26 protein-coding genes and 1 pseudogene are annotated in these 23,091 nt (G+C 72.1%); 18 read left to right on the top strand and 9 right to left on the bottom strand.

Features of this window, described 5'->3' with window-relative positions; genetic code table 11:
* The first annotated feature begins 227 nt into the window (after window positions 1-227).
* Window positions 228-1,247 carry an NADP-dependent oxidoreductase gene (locus ACZ6AA_RS02150; protein ID WP_471455758.1) on the top strand — a complete coding sequence of 340 codons (1,020 nt, stop codon included), beginning with the start codon at window positions 228-230 and terminating at the stop codon, window positions 1,245-1,247.
* On the top strand, window positions 1,247-1,831 hold the full coding sequence (locus ACZ6AA_RS02145) for an NAD(P)H oxidoreductase (protein WP_468450944.1): 585 nt from the start codon (window positions 1,247-1,249) through the stop codon (window positions 1,829-1,831). Before ACZ6AA_RS02150 ends, ACZ6AA_RS02145 begins: the two co-directional genes overlap by 1 nt.
* Before the next feature lie 142 nt (window positions 1,832-1,973).
* Here the strand turns inward: ACZ6AA_RS02145 and ACZ6AA_RS02140 are convergent, their stop codons facing one another.
* The gene (locus ACZ6AA_RS02140) at window positions 1,974-2,324 is read right to left on the bottom strand and encodes a hypothetical protein (RefSeq protein WP_468450942.1); all 351 of its coding nucleotides are present in this window, start codon (window positions 2,322-2,324) and stop codon (window positions 1,974-1,976) included.
* Between the two features lie 248 nt (window positions 2,325-2,572).
* Here ACZ6AA_RS02140 and ACZ6AA_RS02135 point away from each other — a divergent pair, with 248 nt between their 5' ends.
* Window positions 2,573-2,905, top strand: coding sequence for a hypothetical protein (locus tag ACZ6AA_RS02135; RefSeq protein ID WP_468450940.1), 333 nt, complete (start codon window positions 2,573-2,575; stop codon window positions 2,903-2,905).
* Between the two features lie 28 nt (window positions 2,906-2,933).
* Here ACZ6AA_RS02135 and ACZ6AA_RS02130 read toward each other — a convergent pair whose 3' ends face one another.
* On the bottom strand, window positions 2,934-3,497 hold the full coding sequence (locus ACZ6AA_RS02130) for a DinB family protein (protein WP_468450939.1): 564 nt from the start codon (window positions 3,495-3,497) through the stop codon (window positions 2,934-2,936).
* 199 nt (window positions 3,498-3,696) lie between these two features.
* On the opposite strand from ACZ6AA_RS02130, the gene ACZ6AA_RS02125 reads away from it, so the two are divergent.
* Together ACZ6AA_RS02125 and ACZ6AA_RS02120 are read left to right on the top strand one after the other, a co-directional pair.
* Window positions 3,697-6,288, top strand: a complete 2,592-nt coding sequence (locus ACZ6AA_RS02125; RefSeq protein ID WP_471455755.1) for a tetratricopeptide repeat protein — start codon at window positions 3,697-3,699, stop codon at window positions 6,286-6,288.
* Between the two features lie 125 nt (window positions 6,289-6,413).
* Window positions 6,414-7,289: an SAM-dependent methyltransferase gene (locus ACZ6AA_RS02120; RefSeq protein ID WP_471455754.1), complete on the top strand. Its 876-nt coding sequence runs from the start codon at window positions 6,414-6,416 to the stop codon at window positions 7,287-7,289.
* 3 nt (window positions 7,290-7,292) lie between these two features.
* On the opposite strand, the gene ACZ6AA_RS02115 is transcribed toward ACZ6AA_RS02120, so the two are convergent.
* Complete coding sequence (locus ACZ6AA_RS02115; protein WP_471455753.1) at window positions 7,293-7,688, bottom strand: RidA family protein; 396 nt, start codon at window positions 7,686-7,688, stop codon at window positions 7,293-7,295.
* A 169-nt stretch (window positions 7,689-7,857) separates the two neighbouring features.
* Here ACZ6AA_RS02115 and ACZ6AA_RS02110 point away from each other — a divergent pair, with 169 nt between their 5' ends.
* The 3 genes from ACZ6AA_RS02110 to ACZ6AA_RS02100 all read left to right on the top strand — a co-directional run bounded on the left by ACZ6AA_RS02110 (window position 7,858) and on the right by ACZ6AA_RS02100 (window position 10,453).
* On the top strand, window positions 7,858-8,835 hold the full coding sequence (locus ACZ6AA_RS02110; RefSeq protein WP_471455752.1) for a helix-turn-helix transcriptional regulator: 978 nt from the start codon (window positions 7,858-7,860) through the stop codon (window positions 8,833-8,835).
* 73 nt (window positions 8,836-8,908) lie between these two features.
* Window positions 8,909-9,784: a hypothetical protein gene (locus ACZ6AA_RS02105; RefSeq protein WP_468450929.1), complete on the top strand. Its 876-nt coding sequence runs from the start codon at window positions 8,909-8,911 to the stop codon at window positions 9,782-9,784.
* Window positions 9,785-9,919: 135 nt separating this feature from the next.
* A complete protein-coding gene (locus tag ACZ6AA_RS02100) occupies window positions 9,920-10,453 on the top strand; it encodes a GNAT family N-acetyltransferase (protein WP_468450927.1) in 534 nt (177 codons plus the stop codon).
* Window positions 10,454-10,464: 11 nt separating this feature from the next.
* On the opposite strand, the gene ACZ6AA_RS02095 is transcribed toward ACZ6AA_RS02100, so the two are convergent.
* The gene (locus ACZ6AA_RS02095; RefSeq protein ID WP_468450925.1) at window positions 10,465-10,905 is read right to left on the bottom strand and encodes an ATP-binding protein; all 441 of its coding nucleotides are present in this window, start codon (window positions 10,903-10,905) and stop codon (window positions 10,465-10,467) included.
* 120 nt (window positions 10,906-11,025) lie between these two features.
* Between ACZ6AA_RS02095 and ACZ6AA_RS02090 the strand changes: the two genes are divergently transcribed.
* The 6 genes from ACZ6AA_RS02090 to ACZ6AA_RS02065 all read left to right on the top strand — a co-directional run bounded on the left by ACZ6AA_RS02090 (window position 11,026) and on the right by ACZ6AA_RS02065 (window position 15,174).
* Complete coding sequence (locus tag ACZ6AA_RS02090; RefSeq protein ID WP_468450923.1) at window positions 11,026-11,874, top strand: helix-turn-helix domain-containing protein; 849 nt, start codon at window positions 11,026-11,028, stop codon at window positions 11,872-11,874.
* A 2-nt stretch (window positions 11,875-11,876) separates the two neighbouring features.
* A complete protein-coding gene (locus tag ACZ6AA_RS02085) occupies window positions 11,877-12,050 on the top strand; it encodes a DUF397 domain-containing protein (protein WP_471455751.1) in 174 nt (57 codons plus the stop codon).
* 152 nt (window positions 12,051-12,202) lie between these two features.
* Entirely contained in the window at window positions 12,203-13,063 is an 861-nt protein-coding gene (locus ACZ6AA_RS02080) for a hypothetical protein (protein ID WP_471455750.1), read from the top strand.
* A 150-nt stretch (window positions 13,064-13,213) separates the two neighbouring features.
* Window positions 13,214-13,639 carry a hypothetical protein gene (locus ACZ6AA_RS02075; RefSeq protein ID WP_471455749.1) on the top strand — a complete coding sequence of 142 codons (426 nt, stop codon included), beginning with the start codon at window positions 13,214-13,216 and terminating at the stop codon, window positions 13,637-13,639.
* Between the two features lie 167 nt (window positions 13,640-13,806).
* Complete coding sequence (locus ACZ6AA_RS02070; RefSeq protein ID WP_471455748.1) at window positions 13,807-14,676, top strand: polysaccharide deacetylase family protein; 870 nt, start codon at window positions 13,807-13,809, stop codon at window positions 14,674-14,676.
* 132 nt (window positions 14,677-14,808) lie between these two features.
* Window positions 14,809-15,174, top strand: a complete 366-nt coding sequence (locus tag ACZ6AA_RS02065) for a hypothetical protein (protein ID WP_471455747.1) — start codon at window positions 14,809-14,811, stop codon at window positions 15,172-15,174.
* Window positions 15,175-15,190: 16 nt separating this feature from the next.
* Here ACZ6AA_RS02065 and ACZ6AA_RS02060 read toward each other — a convergent pair whose 3' ends face one another.
* Window positions 15,191-16,123: a LysR family transcriptional regulator gene (locus ACZ6AA_RS02060; protein ID WP_471455746.1), complete on the bottom strand. Its 933-nt coding sequence runs from the start codon at window positions 16,121-16,123 to the stop codon at window positions 15,191-15,193.
* A gap of 84 nt (window positions 16,124-16,207) precedes the next feature.
* Here ACZ6AA_RS02060 and ACZ6AA_RS02055 point away from each other — a divergent pair.
* Window positions 16,208-16,931, top strand: a pseudogene (locus ACZ6AA_RS02055) (MFS transporter); the annotation flags it as partial.
* Between the two features lie 95 nt (window positions 16,932-17,026).
* Here ACZ6AA_RS02055 and ACZ6AA_RS02050 read toward each other — a convergent pair.
* Both ACZ6AA_RS02050 and ACZ6AA_RS02045 read right to left on the bottom strand, forming a co-directional pair.
* The gene (locus ACZ6AA_RS02050) at window positions 17,027-17,314 is read right to left on the bottom strand and encodes a hypothetical protein (protein ID WP_471455745.1); all 288 of its coding nucleotides are present in this window, start codon (window positions 17,312-17,314) and stop codon (window positions 17,027-17,029) included.
* Window positions 17,315-17,496: 182 nt separating this feature from the next.
* Window positions 17,497-18,120 carry a hypothetical protein gene (locus ACZ6AA_RS02045; protein WP_468450907.1) on the bottom strand — a complete coding sequence of 208 codons (624 nt, stop codon included), beginning with the start codon at window positions 18,118-18,120 and terminating at the stop codon, window positions 17,497-17,499.
* A 164-nt stretch (window positions 18,121-18,284) separates the two neighbouring features.
* Between ACZ6AA_RS02045 and ACZ6AA_RS02040 the strand changes: the two genes are divergently transcribed.
* Window positions 18,285-18,722, top strand: coding sequence for a winged helix-turn-helix transcriptional regulator (locus ACZ6AA_RS02040; RefSeq protein ID WP_468450905.1), 438 nt, complete (start codon window positions 18,285-18,287; stop codon window positions 18,720-18,722).
* A gap of 831 nt (window positions 18,723-19,553) precedes the next feature.
* Window positions 19,554-20,468 carry a hypothetical protein gene (locus ACZ6AA_RS02035; protein WP_468480420.1) on the top strand — a complete coding sequence of 305 codons (915 nt, stop codon included), beginning with the start codon at window positions 19,554-19,556 and terminating at the stop codon, window positions 20,466-20,468.
* Between the two features lie 18 nt (window positions 20,469-20,486).
* Here the strand turns inward: ACZ6AA_RS02035 and ACZ6AA_RS02030 are convergent, their stop codons facing one another.
* Window positions 20,487-21,677: a glutathionylspermidine synthase family protein gene (locus ACZ6AA_RS02030; protein ID WP_468480419.1), complete on the bottom strand. Its 1,191-nt coding sequence runs from the start codon at window positions 21,675-21,677 to the stop codon at window positions 20,487-20,489.
* 19 nt (window positions 21,678-21,696) lie between these two features.
* On the bottom strand, window positions 21,697-22,029 hold the full coding sequence (locus tag ACZ6AA_RS02025) for a hypothetical protein (RefSeq protein WP_468450900.1): 333 nt from the start codon (window positions 22,027-22,029) through the stop codon (window positions 21,697-21,699).
* 140 nt (window positions 22,030-22,169) lie between these two features.
* Here ACZ6AA_RS02025 and ACZ6AA_RS02020 point away from each other — a divergent pair, with 140 nt between their 5' ends.
* On the top strand, window positions 22,170-23,024 hold the full coding sequence (locus ACZ6AA_RS02020) for a DMT family protein (RefSeq protein ID WP_468451704.1): 855 nt from the start codon (window positions 22,170-22,172) through the stop codon (window positions 23,022-23,024).
* Window positions 23,025-23,091: the final 67 nt, after the last annotated feature.

Below are 23,091 nucleotides of genomic sequence, written 5' to 3'. Positions count from 1 at the left end.
CTCTCCCCCCTGTCGGCCTTCGGCCTCGTCCTCAAACGCCGGACGGGCTGGCATGCCCTCGGCCTCGCACGCCGGGCAGGCTGAAAGATCCTCCTCCTCCCTCCCCCAACGCCCCCGTGCGAGAACCATCAGCGTTCCGTGCGCGCCCCCCGCCAATCTCTTCCATGTCACCGCGACACAGCGGAGGCGCCGCCGGCCGCCGTAGGCCGACTACCGAGGAGTCCGACATGCCGCAGTCCCGTGAAATTCGTCTTGCCGCCCGGCCCACCGGGGAGCCCGTTCTCGCCGACTTCCAGCTCGCCACCGCCGAGCTGCCGGACGCTCCGGGTGCGGGGCAGATCCTGGTTCGGAACACGTGGATGTCGGTCGACCCGTACATGCGGGGGCGGATGGACGACGTGCCCTCGTACATCGCGCCGTTCGAGCTGGGGGCGCCCCTGGAGGGCGGGGCGATCGGTGAGGTCGTCGCGTCGGGTGCTCCCGAGGTGCCGGTCGGCGCGACGGTCTCGCACTTCGCCGGGTGGCGCGAGTACGCCGTTCTGGACGCCGCCGCCGTGACGGTCGTCGACACGGAGATAGCCCCGGCGTCCGCCTACTTGGGCCCGCTCGGGACCACGGGGCTCACGGCGTACGCGGCGCTGACCCGGACCGCGCCCGTCAAGAAGGGGGACGTCGTGTTCGTGTCGGCCGCCGCCGGTGCGGTGGGCAGTGTCGCCGGGCAGGTGGCCCGCGCGCTCGGCGCGTCCCGGGTGATCGGGTCGGCGGGCGGTCCCGCGAAGACGAAGAAGCTGCTCGACACGTTCGGGTACGACGCGGCGATCGACTACCGCCAGGGCGCCCTGGCCGAGCAGCTCGCCGAGGCGGCGCCCGACGGCATCGACGTCTACCTGGACAACGTGGGCGGCGACCACCTCCAGGCCGCGATCGGCGCGCTCCGCCCGCAGGCCCGGGTCGCGCTCGTCGGCGCCATCAGCACGTACAACGCGACCACCCCCGTCCCCGGCCCCGACAACCTCTTCCACGCCGCGAAGCAGGAGGCCAGCCTGCGCGGCATGCTGGTCACCAGCCACCTGGACCTGTTCCCGGAGTGGATCGGCGAGGCCGTGCGGCTGCGCGGCGAAGGGCTGCTGCGTACGGAGGAGACCGTCGTCGACGGCATCGAGCAGGCGCCGGAGGCCTTCCTCGGGGTGCTGCGCGGCGCCAACACCGGCAAGATGCTGGTCCGTCTGGACGGAGAGGCCAAGTGATGACCACGAAGTCGAAGGTCCTCCTCGTCACCGGCCACCCCCGCCCCGACTCCCTCACCGCCCAGCTCGTCCGCCACGCCCAGGAGCGCCTCACCGCCGAGGGCCACACCGTCGACCTCCTCGACCTCGACGCCGAGGGCTTCGACCCCCGGATGACCCCGGCCGACGAGCCGGACTGGGCCGACCCGGACAAGGAGTACTCGCCGGAGGTCCGCGCGCACATGCGGCGCATCGCGGAGGCGGACGCGATCGTGGTCGTCTTCCCCCTCTGGTGGTTCGGCCTCCCCGCGCTGCTCAAGGGCTGGATCGACCGGGTGTGGAACCACGGGTTCGCGTACGGCAGGGGGAAGAAGAAGCTGGCGGGCAAGCGGATGCTGTGGCTCGGGCTCGTCAGCTACGACCAGGCGCGGTTCGCGGACCTCGGCTTCGAGGAGTCGGTCGGGCTGACGCTCGGCAAGGGCATCTCGCAGTTCTGCGGGATGGCGCCGGAGGCGGTGGCGGTCCGGTACGTGTACGAGGCGCTGAGCGTGGGCGAGGGGGCGTTCAAGACGCTGGACGGGGCGCTCGACGAGCTGCTCCCGTGAGGGGACCGACGGTTCCGTGAGAGGACCGACGGTTCCGTGCGGGGCCCGGTGATCAGCAGGGCCGGAAGGGCCGCCTGCGCGAATCCGCGCGGCGGCCCTCCCGTCGTTCATGAGGGTGCCTGGGACGGCTGTTCGGCTACGGCTATGCGAAGAAAAGGACCGAACGGACCTTGAGGCGTTCGCTTCCGTACCCGGTTTCCGGCTTGAGGGTGAACGAGTCGCCGTCGCAGTCCGGCCCCGTGAAGACCAGGGCGTACTCGTCCGTCCGATTGCGCGGCGAGTGCGCGGGTGAGCTGGAGTCCGGGTCCGCCACCTCCGGCAGGGTGATGCACTCCCAGCTGCCCGGGTCCTCGATGACGGCGACTCGGGGGCTGCCGTCGAGACCGCTGTACGTGTACTGGAACTGCCCCTCGGCCGCGGCGGCGGACGTCGGCAGGGTGACGATCAGGGCGAGGGCGCCAAAGGCGGCGGCCAGGGCGGTGCGGAAGCGCATACGCGCGGTCCTCTCGTACGGGACGGGTGCGGGATTGGTGCGAGACGGTGCGGGATGGTGCGGGCAACGGGGCTGTGACTTCCCGCCGCCATGTCCGCATATGCCAGGACTCACCCGCACGAGGGACCACCCGCGAGGGGTCAGAAGGACCGCCCGCGCACAGCGGGGGCGCGCGAGGCGCGGCACCGGCGGGACACGCCCCCGTACTCCCTGTCGCCACCCGCTCCCGTCAGGAACCGTTGACGTTCATGACGACCACGCACACCTCGAAGACCGCCCGCGCGGCGCTGGCCCTCGGCGCCGCCCTCGCCCTCTTCGCCGCCCTGCCCGCCAGCAGCGCGTACGCGGCCACCGGCACCTTCGCCTATCACTCGCCCGAGTCCGGCGACCTGGAGATGAACAACCCGGCCAACGGGGAGTGCCGTCTGCTCCTCCAGGGCGCGGACAGCGCCTCGAACAACACGGACACCAGGGCCACGCTGTACTCCGACCAGGGCTGCGAGGAGCCCCTGGGCACGCTGGCTCCCCGGCAGAGCCGAAGCTTCACCGGGTCGCTCCCGCACAGCGTGCAGTTCGGCTAGCAGCCGCCCCCACCGACCCGCCCGCCGACTACTGCCCCACCCTGCCGTCCACGCACTCGCGCAGCAGGTCCGCGTGCCCGCAGTGGCGGGCGTACTCCTCGATCCGGTGCACCATCAGCTCCCGGACCGAGGAGCCGTTCTTCAGGCGCTCCCCCAGGTCCGGGCGCGCGGCAAGGGCCGCGTCCGTCGCGGCCTGTTCGCGCTCCAGGTCGGCGTACGCGGCGTCGACCACGGCCTGGTCGGCGACGGCGCCCTCGAAGTCCGCGTCCTTCTTGCCGTACAGCTTCGGCGGGGCCTCGCCCTCGATCCAGCCGCGCCAGTCCCGTTCGACCTCGGCGAGGTGGCGGACCAGGCCGAGGAGGGACATCGTCGAGGGCGGGACGGAGCGGCGGGCCAGCTGCTCGGGGTCCAGGCCCTCGCACTTCATGCGCAGCGTCATGCGGTAGCCCGACAGGAAGTCGAGGAGCGTCGGCAGCTCGCCGTCCGGGCTGGGGCCGTCGCTGTCGCGCGGGTCGTTGTCCGGGTCCGTCCACATGTCGGGGTAGACGGTCGCCTCGGTCCATCGCGCGGGTTGGTCGCTCATGCGCCCCATGGTCGTGCGCGGGGGACGGGCCCGCCACTGCTTTACGCCTCGCGTCCGGTACGGCTTCACCCCTCGCGTCCGGTACGGCTTCACCCCTCGCGTCCGGTTCGGCCGGGAGCCGTCCCCGGCGGGCTTCCGGGTGGCAGCATGGCAGGCCAATGGCTCGCGTCTGTCGCGGTGGGGGCGCCGCGCTGGTGGAGGTAGGGGTATGGCCGGGGCGGGGCGTCGGGGGCGGTCGCGGGGCGAGTTGATCCGGGAGCGTACGCGGGCGCGGTTCGTGGGGCGGCGGGCGCAGGTGTCGCTGTTCACCGAGAACCTGACGAAGGACCCGGCGTCGGCGGAGGACCCGGCGGACTTCCTGTTCCATGTGCGCGGGGTCGGGGGCGTGGGCAAGTCCACGCTCCTTCGGCAGTGGCAGGAGGCGGCCCGGCGGGCGGGCGCGGTCACCGCCGTCGTGGACGAGAGCGATGTGCACGGGGTGCCGCAGGCGCTGGCCGAGTTGGCCCGGCGCCTCGCCGAACAGGCGGGGCCCCTCAAGGAGTTCGACAAGGCGGCGGAGCAGTACCGCAGGGAGCAGGAGGCGGCGGCCGAGGAGTCGCTGCTCGCCGACGGGGCCGTGGGGGCCGCCGACGCGTCCATGTCAAGCCGTGTGGTGACGCAGGCCGCGCTCGGGGCGGCGGCCCTGATCCCCGGGGTCGGGTCGGCGGCGGCGATGGCGAGTCCGGACGCGGCGGCTCAGGGTCTTGACCGGCTGCGTGCGGGGGTACGAGGGCAGGGGGGCCGGGGGCGCCGGGGCCGCGGGGCCGACGCGACGGGGCTCGCGCGGGCGTTCGTCGGCGAGTTGGACCGCCTGTGCGGGAAGTTCCCCTGGGTGGTGCTGTTCTTCGACACCTGGGAGCAGACGGGCCGCTTCCTGGACGGGTGGCTGCTCGACCTGTTCCAGGACGCCTTCGGGCCCCTGTCGCCGAACGTGATCGTGGTCCTTGCCGGGCGGGACGAGCTGGCGGAACGCCCCTGGGCACCGCTGCGGCCCCATGTCACGGACGTACCCCTTGAGGTCTTCACGGAGACGGAGACGCGGGCGCTCCTCGCCGTGCGCGGGGTGACGGAGCCGGACGTGGTGGACGCCGTCCTGCACCTGTCCCTCGGCCTGCCGCTCCTCGTCGAACTCCTGGCCCTGGCCCGGCCGGAGAGCGCGGAGGAGGTGGGCGCCGAGGTGGACGTGGTGGACGCGGCCGTCGAGCGTTTCGTCCAGTGGATCGACGACCCGGCCGAACGGGACGCGGTCCTGGCCTGCGCCCTCGCACCCCGCCTGGACGAGGACGTGTTCGCGGCGGCGGTGCCGGAGGAGGCGCGGGGGCTGTGGAGGTGGCTGTGCGGCCAGCCGTTCGTGAGCGGGCACGGGGACTGCAAGCAGTTCCACGCGGTGGTGCGGGCGAGCATGGTGCGGCAGCGGCGGGCGTTCTCACCGCAGCGGTGGGGTGAGGCGCATCTGCGGCTGGCGGAGGCGCACGGCGCCTGGCGCGCGGCGCTCCAGGAGGACTTGCCCGCGTCGAAGCGGTGGGGCGACGCCCAGTGGGTCCGGCACCGCCTGGACGAGATGTACCACCGTCTGTGCGCCCGGCCGTCGGCCGCGTTGACGACCGCGCTGGCGGTGGGCATCGGTGCCGCCAATGAGGATGTGGCGGTGCTGCGGCAGTGGACGGACGCCTTCCAGCAGGCGGCCCGCGACACGGCTGATCCGGATCTGCTGGCGTGGGCCGACACGCTCCGCACCGCCGTCTCCGGCCCGGATCCCGCGCTGGGCTTCCTCACCGCCGTACTGGGCCATGACGCGCTGAGCGCCAGGCACCGGAGCCTGGCCCATGCGTACCGCGGCAGGCTCCTCATGTTCGCCGAGCGCGACGAGGAAGCGCTCGCCGAGCTCGACCGCGCCCTCACCGTCGACCCCGACAACCTTCTCGGGCGAGTGCCTCGCGCGGAAGTGCATCGCAGGCTCCGGCACTTCGACGAGGCGGTCGCGGACTACACGGCCGTCGTCGACAGGGGCAGCGGCATGCCCTACGTCCTGGTGTTGCGCGGGTCGGTCCATCGTGAGGCCGGTCGGTACCAGGACGCCATCGACGACTACTCCGCCGCCCTCGACTTCCAGCCGACTCATGCCAGTGCCCTCTTCTTCCGAGGCCTCGCCCATCAGCGGACCGGACGGCTCGCGGAGGCCGTCCAGGACCTCACCACGGCGTTCGGCCTCAAGCCCACCGCGTTCCACTTCCAGGCGCAGCGGGGCGACGTCCACCGGCAGGCCGGTCGCCACGACGAAGCGATCAGCGACCTCACCGCCGCGCTCACACACGACCCCGACCGCGTCTGGCACCAGGCCGTGCGCGGTGTCACGTACCGGCAGGCGGGAGATTTCGCGAAGGCACGGGACGATCTGTCCAGGGTCGCCGACCGCAGGGTCAGCGACCACAATTTCCTGTTCGAGCTGGCCATGTTGGACACGGTCGAGTCGGGCCTCGCGTCGTGCAGGACGCACTGGGAGGAGCTGCTCGGCCCGGACTCACCGCAGCCGCTCGAAGCCAGGTTCGGTGACGTGTTCCGGGCGCTGATCCTCGAACCGTCGCGTGACCTGGCCACTGTCACCGAGGCCTTCCTCTCCGGCAGTCCGCACCGGGCGACCATCACCAACCTGCTCCTCTATCTCACCGAACTCTTCGCGGTCGACGACGACTTGGCCGCCCGCGCCCGCCTCTGCCACCGCCTCCTCACGGAGCGCGCGGAGGCGCGGGCCGACACCTGAGGCCCGCCCCGCGCCCCCGCACCCCCGTTGGCCGACTTGGCCCTCTTGATCGTTTCCCGCGCCGACGCCCACGCTTGAGCCGCCGCCGTCGCAGCGGCACGGCGAGGAGCTAGGGGACAACGCACATGACCGAGAACAAGACCAGCGAGACCAACGAGACCGACGCGACCGCACTGGCCGGCAACGAGGACGCCACCCGCACCTACTACGAATCCACCGACGTCGACCGCTTCTACGACATCGTCTGGGGCGGCGAGGACATCCACACCGGGATCTACGAGCACGACGCGGAGCCCGTCGCCGACGCCTCCCGCCGTACCGTCGAGCGCCTCGCCGACCGGCTCGCGGACCGCCTCTCCCCCGGCCGGACCGTCCTCGACCTGGGCTCCGGCTACGGCGGCACCGCCCGCTACCTCGCCGACCGCTTCGGCTGCGATGTCGTCGCCCTCAACCTCAGCGACGCCCAGAACGAGCGCCACCGCGCGGCTAACGCCAAGCGGGGCCTGGACGGGCTGATCGAGGTGGTGACGGGGTCGTTCCACGACGTGCCGTACGGGGACGGGCACTTCGACGCCGTCTGCTCGCTGGAGGCGTTCTGCCACAGCGGCGACCGCCCCCGCGTCCTCAGCGAGGCCGCGCGTGTCCTCAAGCCCGGCGGCGCCCTCGCCTTCACCGACATCATGGCCGCCGAGGACACCCCCGCCGAGGCCCTGCGCCCGGTGGTCGCACGTCTCGGCGTGGACGCCCTCGCCACCCCCACGTTCTACCGGGACACCCTCGCCGAACTGGGCCTGGACCCCGTCGACTTCAACGACCACACCCCCCAGATCGCCCGCCACTACGTCCGGCTGACCGCCGACACCCGCGCCCGCGAGGCCGACCTGCGTGCCGCCATCAGCCCCGCGTACGTCGACGGCCTGCTCGCCAACCTCCCCCTGTGGGTCGACGCCACCAGCGCCCACCGCCTGCGCTGGGGCATCTTCCACGGCCGCCGGGCCTGATGCTCACGCGACGGCGGTCCCCTCCAACTCGACGAGCAGCGTGGGGATCGCCAGTCGCGTCACGCCGAGCATCGTCGTGGTCGGCGCCACCCGGGCGGCGCCGAGGCGCGCCGCCAGCACGCCGTAGTGCTGGAAGAGCAGGTCGACGTCGGTCGTGTAGACGTTGAGGCGGACGAGGTTCGCGAGGGTCATGTCGGCCTCGGCGAGCACGGCCTCCAAGTTGTCGAGGGTCAGCTCCAGTTGTGCCGCCATGTCGTCGTCGTGCTGGGGCTTGCCGTCGGCGCTCATCGCGGTCTGGCCCGAGATGTACAGGGTCCGGGTGTGTCCGGAGACGACCTCCCCTTGGTTGAATCCCATGTCCGCCGACCACGTGACCGGGTTGATCGCGGTTCGCTCCATCGCCTCATCAGCTCCATCGGTTGCGTTCGATACGTCGGTGCCTGACCGATTCGCTCGGTGCTCGACCTCGTGCTGATGAGCCTGCCAAGGCAATCACGACACCCTTGGTCACGTATTCCGTCACGTGATCCACCGCGTGATCCGTCGCGTGATCCGTTAGGGTCCCCGCATGCGCGCCGACCGGCTGGTTTCCCTGGTGCTGCTGCTGCGCCAGCGCGGTCGGCTCTCCGCCACGACGCTGGCCCGCGAGCTGGAGGTGTCGACGCGCACCGTCCTGCGGGACATCGAGGCGCTGTCCGCAGCGGGCGTCCCCGTCTACGCGGAGCGCGGGCGGCACGGCGGCTTCGCCCTGCTTCCCGGGTTCCAGACGGAGCTGACGGGGCTGAATCACGACGAGGCGCTGGCCCTCCTGGTCGCCGGGTCCCGGCGCGGCGCGCAGGTCTTCGGCCTCGGCTCGGCCCTCGCCGCGGCCATGCTGAAGGTCGTCGACGCGCTGCCCGAGAGCCATCGGGACACCGCAGCCGACGTCGCCGAGCGCCTGCTCGTCGACCCGGAGACCGACCTACTCTCGCGCCGCGTGACCGCCGACGAGGTGCCCGACACCGTCATGGCCGAGGTCCGCCGCGCGGTGCTCGCCGGACACAAGCTGCGCATCCATTACGCGGCCACGGACCAGCCGCCGCGCTGGCGCACCGTCGACCCGATCGGCCTCGTCACCGTCCGCGACCAGGGCTACCTGCTGGCCACGAGGTCCGGCGAGGACCGCACCTACCGGCTGTCCCGGGTGCGCGCCGCCGAAGAGCTTCCCGAACCCGCCCAGCGCGCCGACCGCGTCGACCTGGACCGCGCCTGGCAGGAGCGCGGCACGCGGTTCCGGACCGGTGGCGACGACCAGGTCACCGTCCTCGTACGGATGGATCCGGCGCGCCGGGAGGACCTGGTCGGCACCGCGCTGGCCGTCCACTCCGAAGAGGCCGACGCGGACGGGCAGTTGCGGCTCGAAGCCACCTTCCAGGACGCCCGGCACGCCGTATGGGCCCTGTGGCAGCTCGCCACCAGCGCGGAAGCGCTGGCCCCGGCGTGGCTGCGCACCTCCCTGCGCGAGCGCGCCGCCGCCGTGGCCACCCGCTATGAGGCGTCACCCTGAGCCCGGCCGCCGCCTGGCCCAGCCATTTCACCCCAGAGGAGTGACTTTCCTGGATTTTTCGGGTGCATCGGGCATGCCTGCTGTGCAGAAGCACCGGCAATCGGAGGACGAAGTGAAGCGGATCAGGATTCCCGTGATGGCGGCGGTCGCCGCCCTGACCCTCGCGGCAGGAGCGACCGAGGCCACCGGCGCGGGGGCGAGCGGCGTGCCCGCCCCCGCGCAGCCCAGGGCCGCGGCCCCCATGGACCACTCGGGGCACCAGAGCCCCGAGCTGGTCATCCCGGCAGGCGTGTCCACGACGGTCATCGCGTCGTGCCCGGCCGGCCGCCAGCCGAGCGGGGGCGGCGGCATCAGGTCCGGCAAGGGCCTCTTCATGTCCGGCTCGACGCCCCGCAACAACACGTGGGAGGTCAGGTTCACCAACAAGTCGGGCGCGGAGCGGCGAGGTTCGGCCTTCGTCGTCTGCACCCCCCAGTCCCACACGCGTGTGTCCGCCGCCAATCCCCTGACGGTGCCCGCCCACTCGCAGAGCGGCATCAGCAACGTCCGCTGCCCCGAGGGCCAGTCACCCACCGGCGGCGGGTGGGAGGCGTCGAGCCTCCAGGTCATCGGCATGCGGTTCTCCGTCTCGGGCGGGAACTACAACGCCGTGCTGTTCAACGACACGGACATGACGCAGAGCTTCAACGCGGTCGCCCTGTGCTCGACGGCCTTCCATGAGACCCGGATCGGCCAGCAGATCACCGTCCAGCCCGGCGCCGAGGGCGTCGCGACCGCCCGGTGCGGCCCCGGCCAAGTGACCAGCGGCGGCGGCTCCTTCCCCAGCGGCCAGGCCTTCATCGGCGACTCCCGCCCGCTCCCCGACGGCACCGGATGGCAGATCACCGCCGAGAACACGACGGGCACGCCCCAGAAGGTGACCGCGGAGGCGACCTGCACCTCGTCGTAGACGTCCCGCGTGCGCGATGCGGCTAAAACGAGCGTTCTATCGTGACGGGTGACCCCATGAAGGGGGGCGGGGGTTCGCAGGGCTCGCGGGTCGCGGATTGACGCCGGGGCCCCTGCCTTCGGCAGGATGGCCCGTATGACCGAGATCCACACCCCCCGCCTCCTCCTCCGTCGCTGGCACGAGGACGACGTCCCGTTCATGGCGGAGATCAACGCCGACCCCCGCGCGATGCGGTGGGTCGGCGACGGCTCCGTGGTCGACGCGGACACCACCGCCGAGGAGATCGAGCGGTGGGAGGAGGAGTGGGACGAGGAGGGCTTCGGGCTCTTCGCCGTCGAACTCCTCGGCCCGGGCGAGCTGATCGGCTTCACGGGCCTGTCCATGGCGGAGTTCTTCCCCGAGGTCGTGCCCGACGTGGCGATCGGGTGGCGGCTCGGCCCCCAGTTCTGGGGCCAGGGCTATGCGTCCGAGGCCGCCCACGCGACCCTGGAGTTCGCCCTCCAGGACCGCGGCCTCGACCGCGTCGTAGCCGTCCTCCGCACCGGCGACACGGCCTCGGAGAACGTGGCCCGCAAGCTCGGCATGGCGCCGGAGCGCAAGACGGACCACCCCACGCTCGGCGTCCCGCTGACCGTTCACGCGATCGACCTCACCGAGTACCAGGCCTGACCCGACCAGGGTCAGTCCCGACAAGACACCTGGCCGTCGATCTCCGCCCACACCGTCTTCAACGGCTCCGGCCCGAGCTCCACGCCCCACCGGTCAGCCAGCGCCTCCACGATCACCAGCCCCCGCCCCGACTCGTCCTCGCCGTCCGGCTCCCGTACGACGGGCAGCCGGTCCCCACGCGTGTCCGACACCTCGATCCGCAGCACGCCGCCTTCCGTCGCCGTCAGCTCGATCCGGAAGTCCCGTGCGGGTACGCGCCCGTACACCGCCGCGTTCGTCGCCAGCTCGGCGAGGATCTGGGCCGCCGCCTCGAACGGGAGTCCCCACGCTTGCAGTTGCTCCGTAGCGAGCAACCTTGCCCTGCGGGCCCCGCGCCACGTGGCGGGCAATTGAGCGCGGAAGCGGTGCACTGGCCGCGCGGAACGCACGGTTCGGGTGATTTCTGGGTTCACGTAACTCAGCGTGGCGGCTGACGCCTAGCCTGAACAGTGACGATTCCTGTACGTACGGTGGCTGTCCTGGGATGTCCCCACGCGTACCGAACGTACCCGTGACCCCACCGGGAGGTGGCCTTGGACGGCAACGAGGGCATGGACGAGGTCGGCTGGGAGGTCGGCTCCGACGACGAGTCCAGCGCGGTCGCCGAGCTCATCGGACGCCAGATCAAGTTCTGGCGCGAGGCCGCCGGGCTGCGCGCGGTGCAGTTCGGTGACCTGATGGGGTACGGGGAGAACCTGATCCACAAGGTCGAGCGCGGGGCACGGATCCCCAGGCCGGAGTTCCTGGACCGCGCCGACGAGGTCCTGAACGCGAGCGGCCACCTCAAGGGCCTGAAGCCCGACGCGGAGAAGGTCCGGTACCCGAGGAAGGTTCGGGACGTCGCGAAGCTGGAAGCCCAGGCCGTTGAGGTGTGTTCCTACAACAACTCAGTGATCGATGGACTGTTGCAGCACGAGGACTACGCAGCAGCGGTTTTCAGCAACCGGCGCCCGCCGCTACCGGACGATGTGGTGGAACGACGACTACAGGCGCGCCTGGAGCGCCAGCGGATCATCGAGGAGTCGATCGGCCGCACCACGTTCAGCTTCGTGCTGTGCGAGTCGACATTGCGGCGCAATCCTGGGGGCACAATGGCATTGCGCAGCCAGATCGAACACCTGTTGGCAGTATGCGACTTGCGGAACGTGGACATCCAGATCCTGCCCTTGAGTCGCGAGCGGAACACCGGACTCGACGGGCCCTTCCGCCTGACCAAGCTCAAGGACGGAGCCACAGTCGGACTGATCGAAGTTCAGCTCGCCAGCCGCGTAGTCACCGACCCCAAAGAGGTCCAAATCCTGGACATGCGCTATGGCATCATCCGGGCGCAAGCCCTGACACCGGACGAGTCGAAGAAGTTCATCAAGAAGGTGGATCGATAGACATGACGTTGGAGTGGTTCAAGAGCAGCTACAGCACCGCCGACGGACCCTCGTGCGTCGAGGTGGCCGCCACCCTCGAAGCCGTCCTCGTCCGCGACTCCAAGAACCCCGACGGCCCCCGCCTCACCCTCGCACCCTCCGCCTGGGCGGAGTTCATACGCCGCACCGCGAAGTGACGTTCCGTACACGCGACTTGATGTACCGTAACCACAACTAAACGGCCCCCGTGCTGGTTGCAGCCAGCGGCGAGGGCCTTCACTTCCAGTGCTTCGAAGGAGCACCGAAAATGCTTCGCCATGCTATCGCGCCTGCCCGTTTCTTCACTCAGGTGCCGAACGAGATCCTTCGCCATCCTCGGCTCAGCTCGGACGCAGTCCGGCTCCTGACCTGGCAGCTTTCCCTCCCCGACGGGGCGCACGAACCCCTCTCCGCCACCGCGCGCAGCGCAGGCATCGGGCGGACCGGATTCAACCGGGCCAAGGCGCAGTTGAAGGCCGAGGGCTACCTCCACGAATGGCGCGAGCAGCGCGAACGGGGCCGGTGGGCGACCTGCCAGCTCGTCTCGAACGTACCCCTGGACGCGGAGCAGGCGGCTGTCTTACGGGGCTCCGCTCCGAGTGGCCCGGATCGGGTGGTCGGCCGGCCGACGGGCCGGGCCGTCGGTCGTCATCCAGATGCAACACCCCTGGAGAACACCCCCCAACCTCCCTTGGCGAACGGAGAGTTGCCGCAGGCGGACCTGATCGTCCGGGGCCTGCCGGACCTGGACCCCCGCCTGCGCGTGCCGCGCGGGATGCTGGCCCAGCTCACCGAGCTGGCGGGGCGGTGGCTGGCGCTGGGCCACAGCCCCGACGACGTACGGGACGAGATCCGGCGGGGCCTCCCCGGCAGGCACCAGGTGATCCACAAGCCGGGCGGCCTGGTCCGCTCCCTGCTCAGGGACCCCGCCCCGGCACGCCCGGCGCGGCCGCAGGTCGCCGCCCTGCGGGAGTGCGCGGGCCCGCACGGGCGGCCGACCCTGTTCCGGCCCGTGGCCGGGGAGGACCGGTGCGGGGAGTGCCGCAGGGACCGGGCGGAGGCGGGCCGGACGGGCGCGGGCGCCGGGTGGGCCGGGGCGGGCGCGGCGGCCCGGGGTGCGCCCACGGTGCGGGCGGCACTGCGCGCGGGGCGGTCGGCGGTCACTCCGTGACGTAATGCCCCCAGCTCACCCAATCAGGGTGTTTGTCGGGCAAAGCCGCAAGTGCGGCCTGTGCGCGGCCGATTCTCATCTCTGGGTGCGGGCCGTCCTGCCTGCGCCCACGGGTCCGAATCAGCACGCACACCCCTGGGGAAAGAGACCATGAAGTCGTCCACGTACCTTGCCGTCCCGCTGGCCGCCGGGCTTGCCCTCGCCGCGTTCGCCGTCACCGCCGTCCCGGCCACCGCCCAGGCCGAGGCACGGGCGGCGGCCCGGAAGGCCGTCCTGACGAACCTGGACAACGGCCGGACCGTGACCGTGGCCACCGGAGACACCGTCGAGGTCAAGCTCACCGCGTACCGCGAGGGCCACGTCACCTGGAAGTGGACCGCCCCGGACACCGACACCCCCGCCGTGCTCCGCAAGACCGCGGGCAGCACCCTGCCGAACGGCGACGCCCGCGCCGACCTGAGCGCGGACGCCGTCGGTACCGCCACGCTCAACGCGGGGCGCAGCTGCGTCCCCGACCCCGGCTACGCCTGCCCCGCCGTCATCCTGCCGTGGAAGGTCACCGTAGAAGTGAAGTGAGGGGGCGCACGCTCGTGGGGAAGAGGTCGGCGGGGACCGTTTGACCCTCACACCAGTGTGAACGTTTCAGGATGTCTGCCGTGGGCGGGACACCCCTCCCGCACACGGCAGACCGCTGGCAGCGCCCCGCTGCCGGCACCCGCAGCGAGCGTTCCGAGGTGAGTGTGATGGACAACCAGCTCTACGACTACAGCCCCATAGTCGAGCGCGAGCCGATCCAGTGGCCGGGCGGCGCGAAGGTCGCCTTCTATGTCGGGCTCAACATCGAGCACTACGAGGTCGACAAGCCGTCGACGTCGACGTTCCCCGGCACCGCGCACCTCACCCCGGACCCGCTGAACTACGGCTGGCGGGACTACGGGCCGCGCGTGGGCTTCTGGCGCACCCTGGAGACCCTCGACCGGCATCAGGTCCGGGCCAGCGTGCTGCTCAACTCCGATGTGGGCGACCGCTATCCGCAGATCGTCCAGGCGGGCCGCGACCGCGACTGGGCGTGGCTCGCGCACGGCAGGAACAACTCGATCTTCCAGGCCGACATGACGGAGGACGAGGAGCGGAAGTATCTGACGGACGTCGTCGAGACCATCGAGCGGACGACGGGGACGCGGCCGCGCGGCTGGATGGGGCCCGCGCTCACGGAGACCTTCCGGACTCCTCAACTGATCAAGGAACTCGGGCTCGACTACGTCCTGGACTGGACGAACGACGACCAGCCCTTCGACCTGAACATCCCGGGCATGTTCGGCGTCCCCTACTCCGTCGAACTCAACGACATCAACCTCTTCGTCGGCCACAGCATGACCGGCCCCGACTTCGTGCAGATCGTCAAGGACCAGCTCGACCAGCTGCACGCCGACGCGGAGGCGGCGGACAGCGGGCGCGTGATGGCCCTCGCCCTGCACCCCTTCGTCATCGGCCAGGCCTTCCGCGCCAAGTACCTGGACCAGGCCCTGGAGTACGTGGTGAACCACCCGGGGGTGTGGGTGACGACTTCGGACGAGATCGCCGAGCAGTACCGGGGCGGCAGGCGCGGCTAGGAGTGCAGCGCACGGGCGCGGCGTGAGGGGCGCCGTGTGGGGGCGCGCGCTGCGGTGAATCACTCCTACGGGCAGGTCGGTGCGGGCCGCGCCTTCTTGTCGGGCCCGCCCTCGTTCGGAACCGTTGCGTTCATGATGAAGCGAACCAAGAGGACGGCCGCCCTGGCCGTGGCGGGCGCCGCACTGCTGATGGCCCCGTTCACCACCGGGCACGCCGCCGCAGCCGCACCCACCACCCCGGCCACGGCCCCCGCCCAGGCCCCCTGCGAGACCGGCGACTCCCACACCGACTTCAAGGGCACCGGCATCCACATGCGCAGCAAGCCCGGCGGCAGCCACGTCGGCTGGGCCAACCAGGGCGACTGCGCGTACTGGTTTCAGGCCGACCCGGGACCGCGCGTCCAGTGCCCGGACGGCAGCCACACCGTCGCCTGGCAGCTCGTCCAGAACAAGCGCACCGGCGTGGTCGGCTACGTCTCGGCGTGCTTCCTGGGCTGAGCCCCGGGCGCCCGCCTCATCTCGCCCACGTCGGCCGCCACGTGTCCGTGCCGTCGTGGGCGAGCCCGGCGGCCGCGAGGTGGTCGCGGAGCATCGCGAGGCCGGGGTGCGGATTGGTGTCGTACCAGAGCAGCGAGTGCGGGTAGACCGGCGTCGGGTCGCGCAGCGGGATCAGGCGCAGGTCGTGCCCCGCGGGCCAGACCAGCGGCGTCCGCTCGCTGAGGAACGTCGCCAGCGTCGTCGACTCCGCGATCGTGTCAAGGAGGTACTCGACGCCGAAGTTCGGGCGGCCCAGCGTCTCGATCACGCAGCCGAACGTCGCCGCGAGCGCGTCGTAGTACGCCGCCCACTCCGTGCCCGCCTCGTTGCCCGGCATCCAGATCCGGTGCCCCGCCAGCCGCTCCGGCGCGATGGCCTTCTCGGCGGCGAACTCGTGCCCGGGGCCCGTGAACAGGTGCATCGGCTCGTCCAGTACGGGCATGGCCTCGATGCCGTCCGGAAGCCGCCGCCCCGGCATCGTCACCGCCCGGAACGTCGCGTCGATCTCGCCCGACTCCAGCGCCGCCACGGCCGCGTCGACGCCGTACAACGTCACGATGTCCAAGTCGATCTCCGGGTGCGCCCGGTGGAAGTCCCGCACCAGACCCGCCGTCGCGACCCGGCGCCCCACCACGTCCACGCGCAGCGCCCGCTTCCCGGGCCGCACCGAGGCCGCCGCCCGCTCCTCCGCCAGCGCGAGCGCCCGCGCGTGCGGCAGGAACGCCTGCCCGTCGATCGTCAGCCGCGCACCCCGGGGCGTCCGGTCGAACAGCCGCGCCCCCAGCTCCTTCTCCAGCGCGGCCACCCGCTTCGACACCGCCTGCTGCGTGATTCCGAGGTCGGCGGCGGCCTCCTGGAACTGCCCCGACTCGGCGGCGGCGAGGAACGTGCGTACGGCGTTGAGATCCACGGCGACACCCTAAGGACACAACCAGGGGTTGTACGCAGGGGGCGGGCCGTTGTTTGCCCCGGGGCGGGGTGCCTCGTTTTGATGCCGGTCGGCGGAGTGGTCGCGGCGGCGGCGGGGGCGTTCGGGCCGGTGGTGACGGTGGCGGCGGACGCGCTGAGCCATTTCCTCTCGACGGCGGGGATCCGGGCGATCGGCGGGGACGAGGCACGCCCTGCGACGACGCGCCCGCCCGCGCCCGGACCCACGAAACCGCCTTCGGCCGAGCCCACCACCACGCAGAACGACGCGCCCCGCCTCCACGCCCGCGACCTCGCCGACGGCTGGCGCTTCATCCTCGCCGACCCGCCCCTGCGCGCCCTGTTCCTCAACACCGTCCTGGTCAGCGGCCTCATCATGGCGGCGGCCCCACCACTCGCCGTCCTCATGCTCGGCCCACTCGGCTTCGCGCCCTGGCAGTACGGCCTGGCGTTCGCACTGCCGTGCCTCGGCGGACTCGTCGGCGCACGCCTCTCCCATGTCCTCGTCGCACGCCACGGTGAGCGGGCGGTCCTGCGCACCGTCGGAACACTGCGGGCGTGCTGGTCCCTCGGCCTGGCCTTCGTCCACCCCGGGCCGACCGGACTCGCCCTCGTCGTGACCGTCGAGCTCGGCCTGATCACCTGCATGGGCATCTTCAACCCGGTCTACGCCACGTACCGCCTGACCCACTCCCCGCACGGCGATCGCCACCGCAGGACTCCTCCTCCTGGCGACCCCGCTCCTGCTGCCGCGCGACGCGGCCCGCACAGTGACGGCGGTGGAGACATAGCTGTGCCCCGCACCGAGAAACCGGTACGGGGCACGGCCCACCCGCGTCCGACGCCCGCAGCCGGGGCGTCCTCAGCGGTTCGTTTCAGTCGTGCACTAGAGCGCGGCGCGCTTGCAGGCCATCGTGGAGCTGCCCGCGGAGACCTGGGAGACCTTGTTGAGGACGACGGGGCAGACGGTTTCCGAGATCACGGGGAGCTTCGCGGCGCCCACCGCGCAGCCCAGGTTGCCGTCGGTGGTGCTGCGCCCGAGCGGGTCGCTCAGGAAGGTGGCGCATTCGGGGCCGTCGGCCTGGGCGGCCGGTGCGGCGACCAGCATCCCGCCCGAGACGAGAGCCACGATGCTTGCGGCAGCGGCGAGCCGGGCGCGGAGGGTGGAGTTCACAGGGATCCTCACTGGATCGAAGAGGCATGGAGCGAGCCGGGCGAGAATCCGGAAGTTCGACTTCCGGAAGATCGGTTCGGTCCTGTAACCGGCTTATGTGAGTTTCGGTTACGGCCGCGAGCCGTATCGATACGGCACCCTCCGCACGGGGGTCGGCCGCAGCGAGGAACTCCCGAAGAGTGCTACCGCACCGCCCACTTGATGGGCTCCTTGTAGAAGCCCTGCGAGTACGTCACGCTCTTGACCTTCGCCGTCGCCGGAATCAGGTACGGCTCGCACACCGTGCGCTCCTCGCCCTTCTTCCAGATGTCGTCGCTGCCCAGCTCCTTGACGCCGTTGAGGAGGTTGCAGTCCTTCGGCGTGCTGGCGAGCGTGCCGATGAGGATGAAGCGGGTCGCGGGCGCGCCCGCGTCCGTCTCGGCGCCGACGTCGCTCATCGGCTTGGCCTCCTTGATGTCGGGGCCGCCGACGTGCTTCGCCTTCACGTAGATCCAGGCGATCTTCTTGTCCTTGTACTTCTTCGGGTCGTCCAGCTCCTTGAGGTCCTCGGGCTTGCCCAGCGAGACCTTCGTCGGCGTGATCGAGAACTTGCCGGTCTTCTTGTAGCTGGTGATCTCCTGCACCGGGCCCGGCTGCCCGAGCTTGAGGTTCTTCGGCGCCTCGTCGGCCGCCTTGGACGCGCCGGACTTCCCGTCCTTGTCCGAGTCGTCGGACGGGCCGCACGCGGTCACCGCCAGCGCGGTGATCACACCCACCGCCGCCAGACCGAGAGACCGGTGGTTCCGCATACCGCGCAGAGTGCTCATGTGTTTCCCCGTGGTTCCACGCCGTGTCCGCCACGGCGCTCTGATCATTGCGACCGCCCATGGTGCCCTGTGCGCCCGGGCCCCGCCGCCCCGGCCCCCCTTCGACGTACGCTCGCGGTGACACCCAGGCACGTTCCGGCACGTTCCGGTGGGAGGAGAACCCCGTGAGCATCCGGCAGATCGAGGGCGGCGCCGACGCGGCGGAGGTGGCGCGCACCGACGCGCTGGCCCGCGAGGTCTTCATCGGCCTCGCCAACAAATGGGCCATCCTGATCGTCAGCTCCCTCGGCGAGCGCACCCTGCGCTTCACCGAACTGCGTTCCGCCGTCGACGGCATCAGCCACAAGATGCTCACCCAGACCCTGCGCGGACTCGAACGCGACGGCGTGGTCCAGCGCACCGTCCACCCCACCGTGCCGCCCCGCGTCGAGTACCGCCTGACCGAGGCGGGGGTGGCGCTGCTCCGCGCCATCGACGCCATGTGCGACTGGACGCATCGGTATATGGGGGAGATCGAGACTGCCAGGAGCCGGTTCGACGCGGAGCGCCCCGGTCCCGCCCCTTCCCCGAAACCGGGGGCTGCGCCCCCTGGACCCCGCTGATCGGCGCTCCGCGCCTCGTCCTCAATCGCCGGACGGGCCGGATATGTGCTGCTGTTGTATTTCAGGGGCGGGACCGGGGCGCACCGCGAGGAGTGAATTCGCGTCCCGCACCTGGGCAGCCCCCCACGACCGGTGCCATCCTTCGCTCACACACTGTGAGGACGTTCCGGTGTGAGGGGGAACGATGCGCGTACGCCAGGGGAACGTTGCCGCGGTCGGCGCAGCCGTCTCGACGGCCGTCATCGCCGTGGCCCTGGGGCTCGGCACCGCCGCGTGCGGTCGCTCCGACGGGCCCGGCGGGAAGGTGCCGGGACGGCCGGGCGGGTCGTCGGGGCCCGGGGCCGTGAGTTCGCTGGGGGCGGGGCCCAGCGGGTCGGCCACCGGTCCCGAGGCGCCGCCGGGGGCGCAGGACAGCGGTGGGTCGCAGGGCGGTGATCCCGGGGTGCCGCCGGTGCAGCCGCCGCCGACGGACACGGGGCCGATCAATGCGCCCGGTCCGGGTGTCAGCGGGTCGACCCCAGCGCACCCGCCGGAGTGCGTCTCGTCCCCGGCGTCGGACGCGGACGGGACTCAGTGCCCGCCTACACCGGATCCCTCCGTGCCGGGCACGGCACCGCCCCCGTCCGGCACGCGTACGCCGGAGTCGACCGCCGGGGCGGGGGGCGTCGGTTCCGCGCCCGGGGAGAACTGAGCGGGGTGGGCAGGGAATCGCCGGGGGGCGGTGCGGGCGGCCCCGACGCCGTGCCGGACCAGGCCGGGGTGGCCCGTTCACCCCGCACGACGCGGGCACCCCACACGGCGCGGGCACCCCGCGTGCCACGGTCACCGCGCGTGCCGCGCGCCCCCCGCGTACGACCGGCCACCCGGCAAGGCAGCGCCCGCACCCCGGACCCCCCGCCAGAACCCCCCACCGCCGTCGGCAGCCCCACGGAACTCATCAACTCCGTCGTCGGCGCCGCCTCGTTCGTCAGCGCCCTGATGCTCTACGCGGGCTACATCTACACCAACGCCTACTACGGCTACTTCCACCTCGACAGCTTCGCCGTCGGCTTCGACACCTTCGAGCTGGTCATCCGCAGCCTGAACCTCGCCGCCCTGCCCGCCCTGGAAGTCCTCGTCCTGGCCCTCCTGTTCCCGTACCTACCCCGGCTCCTCACCACCCTCCACGTCCCCGCGCACCACGTGCGCCGACTGCGCGCCGCCGGGCAGGCGGTGGCCCGGGCCCACGTCGGCATCGTCGCCGCCGGAGCCGCGCTGCTGCTCCTGTGGCGCTGGATCCAGCCGTACGCCTGGTCGGCACCGCTGCTCGTGGCGACGGGCCTCCTGCTCGGCCGGACCCGCGCCGCGACCCCGCCGGGCACCGCACCCCCACCGGCGTGGCGCCGCACCGCCGCGCTCCTGGCCGCGGGGCTCTTCCTGATCTGGGCGGTGGCCCTGCTGGCCGGGGACCGCGGCCGCCACGACGCCCACCACGACGCCGGCCAACTCGTGCGCCGCGTCGCCGTCGTCGTCCTCAGCACCGACCGCCTCAGCTTCGCCCCGCCGGGCCCCGCCGTGGAGGACCTGGGCCGCGGCACCCACTACCGCTACCGCTACAGCGGCCTGCGCCTGCTCATCGAACGCGACCAGCGCTACTACCTGCTGCCGCTCGACTGGCACAAGAGCACCGACCCGACGTACGTCATCAAGGACGACGACGACATCCGCGTCGAACTGCGCCCCGGCACCCAGCCCAGGCACCCCTGACGCTCCCCCGGCCGCGCGTCAGAGGATCACGTGCGGCAGGAACCGGGCGTACTCGTCCGTCACCAGCCCCGCCGACTCCCGGATCCCGAGCCCCGCCGCCTCGTCCGCGACCACCCACGCCCCGAGCACCACACGGTTGCCGTCGAAGTCGGGCAGCGGCGCCAACTCCTGGTAGCAGCACGGCTCTCGGGGCGCGTCGGCCGGGGCGTCGGCGCCGGGCCGGCGGACGGTCACGCCCGCGCCTTCCCGGCCCAGCAGGGGCTTCGTCACGTACCCCGTCGTCGTGGCGAGTTCGCGCGGCCCGTCCAGATAGGCGGGGAGGAGGTTCGGGTGCCCGGGATACAGCTCCCAGAGGACGGCGAGCAGCGCCTTGTTGGACAGCAGCATCTTCCAGGCGGGCTCGATCCACAGCGTCGTACCCGTACCGCCGCCGTTGTCGAGAGTCTCCAGGACGTAGGGCGCGAAGCGGTCCGTCGTCAGCCACTCCCACGGATACAGCTTGAAGCAGGAGCGGATGAACCGCAGGCGCTTGTCGACGAAGCGGCGCGAGAGCCGGTCCCAGCCGATGTCCTCCATCGCGATGGCGTCCGTGGCGAGGCCCGCCTGCTCGGCGGTCTCGCGCAGGTACGCGACCGTCATCAGGTCCTCGCCCAGCTCGTCGCCCGCCGAGTGCGCGAAGTACAGGGGGCTGCCGGGCGGCAGCAGCCGGGCCTGCGCCTTCCAGGCGTCGACAAGGCGTTCGTGCAGGGAGTTCCACTGGTCGGCGCCCGGGAAGCGCTCCTCCATCCAGAACCACTGCGGGCTCGCCGCCTCCACGAGGGAGGTCGGGGTGTCCGCGTTGTACTCCAGGAGCTTCGCGGCGCCCGTGCCGTCGTAGCGGAGGTCGAACCTGCCGTAGAGGGACGGGAGTTCGGTGCGGCGGTGCCAGGCCTCGGTGACGAGGGCGGCGAGGCGCGGGTCCGTGATGCCGAGGTCGGCGAGGCGGTCCTTGTGGACCATGTGCTCGGCCGCCGCGAGGCACATGGCGTGCAGCTCCTCGACGACCTCCTCCAGGGCCTCGACCTCGGGCAGGCTGAAGACGTAGTACGCGGACTCGTCCCAGTACGGGCGCAGTTCGCCGTCGGGATGGCGGGTCAGCGGATAGACGAGGCCCTGCTCCTCGACCGTCTCCTGCCAGCCGGGGCGGGGCGTGATGGTGCGGCGTTCCACGGCGCGACCCCCTCGCCGCTCAGCCGCCGCCGGAGCCGGAGCAGCCGAAGCCGTCCCGGTCGACGGCCTCGCTGCGGCTGAAGGTGCCGTCGTCGGCGTAACCGCGACGGACGTCGGCGTCGTAGTACCAGTCGGCGTCGTTCGCGCCATGGGCGCCGCTGCCGGTGCCCGTCCCGCACAACCGGTCGCTCACCACGCGATAGCCGTTCACCACGTCGTAGCTGTCGCGGTCGACGCACCGCTTGTCCGGCTCGGAGCCGCAGGACGTGAGGGCGGCCGCGAGGACGCCCATGGAACCGAGGGCGACCGTGCTGGACCGCACGCGCCGCCGCTTGCCTATGCCATCCGCCATACCTGTTGCCACTCCCCCGTTGCGTATGCGAAACATGCCGGTGAAACGTACCGACGACGCAGGGTAGATGACCACGCGGCGCGCCCCGCCGACAGGGAGCGGGAGGCTCCCTGATCTACTGTCCTTTCGTGTCTCTTGGGATGATTTGCGCGCTCGGTTCAGCAGTCTGCTTCGGTACGGCGTCGGTGCTCCAGGCGGTCGCCGCGCGCGCGACCGCGCCCGGCACGGGCTCCGGGGTCGACCCGGCCCTCCTCCTGCGTGCGGTACGTCAATGGCGATACGTCGCCGGGCTCGCCCTGGACGGCCTCGGCTTCCTCCTCCAGATCGTCGCCCTCCGCTCCCTGCCCATCTACGCGGTGGGCGCCGCCCTGGCCGCCTCGCTCGCGGTGACGGCGGTGGTCGCGGCGCGGCTGCTGGGGGTGCGGCTCAGCGGGACGGAGTGGGGCGCGGTGGGGGTGGTGTCCGCCGGGCTCGCGATGCTCGGCCTCGCCTCCGGGGCGGAGGGCGACGAGACCGGGCCGACGGCGCTGCGGTACGTGATGCTGGCGGTGGCCGTGGCCGTCCTGCTCCTCGGCGCCGCCGCCGGACGGCTCCCCGACCGGGGCCGGGCCCTGGCCCTCGGCCTCGGCGCGGGCTGCGGCTTCGGCGTCGTGGAGGTCACGGTCCGCCTCATCGACGACGTGTCGCCCGGCGCGCTCCTCACCAACCCGGCGGCCTACGCCCTCCTGGTCGGCGGCGGCGCCGCCTTCCTCCTCCTCACCTCCGCCCTCCAGCGCGGCTCGGTCACGGCGGCCACCGCCGGGATGGTCATCGGCGAGACGATCGGCCCCGCCCTGGTGGGCGTCGTCTGGCTGGGCGACCGCACCCGCGAGGGTCTGGGGTGGCTGGCGATCCTCGGCTTCGCGGTGGCTGTGGCGGGGGCGTTGGCGCTCGCGCGGTTCGGGGAGGCGCCGGAGGGGGTGCCCGCCGGGGAGGCGTCCGGGGCCGGGCGGTAGCCCTTACGGCAGGCAGGCGGGGTGGTGAGAGGGACGAGCCCCCTCACCACCCCGCCCTATGCCGCAC

Source organism: Streptomyces sp. NPDC040610 (genome assembly GCF_055594065.1).
Note: the sequence above shows the minus strand (reverse complement) of the source record. Positions and strands in the feature narration are given on the sequence as shown.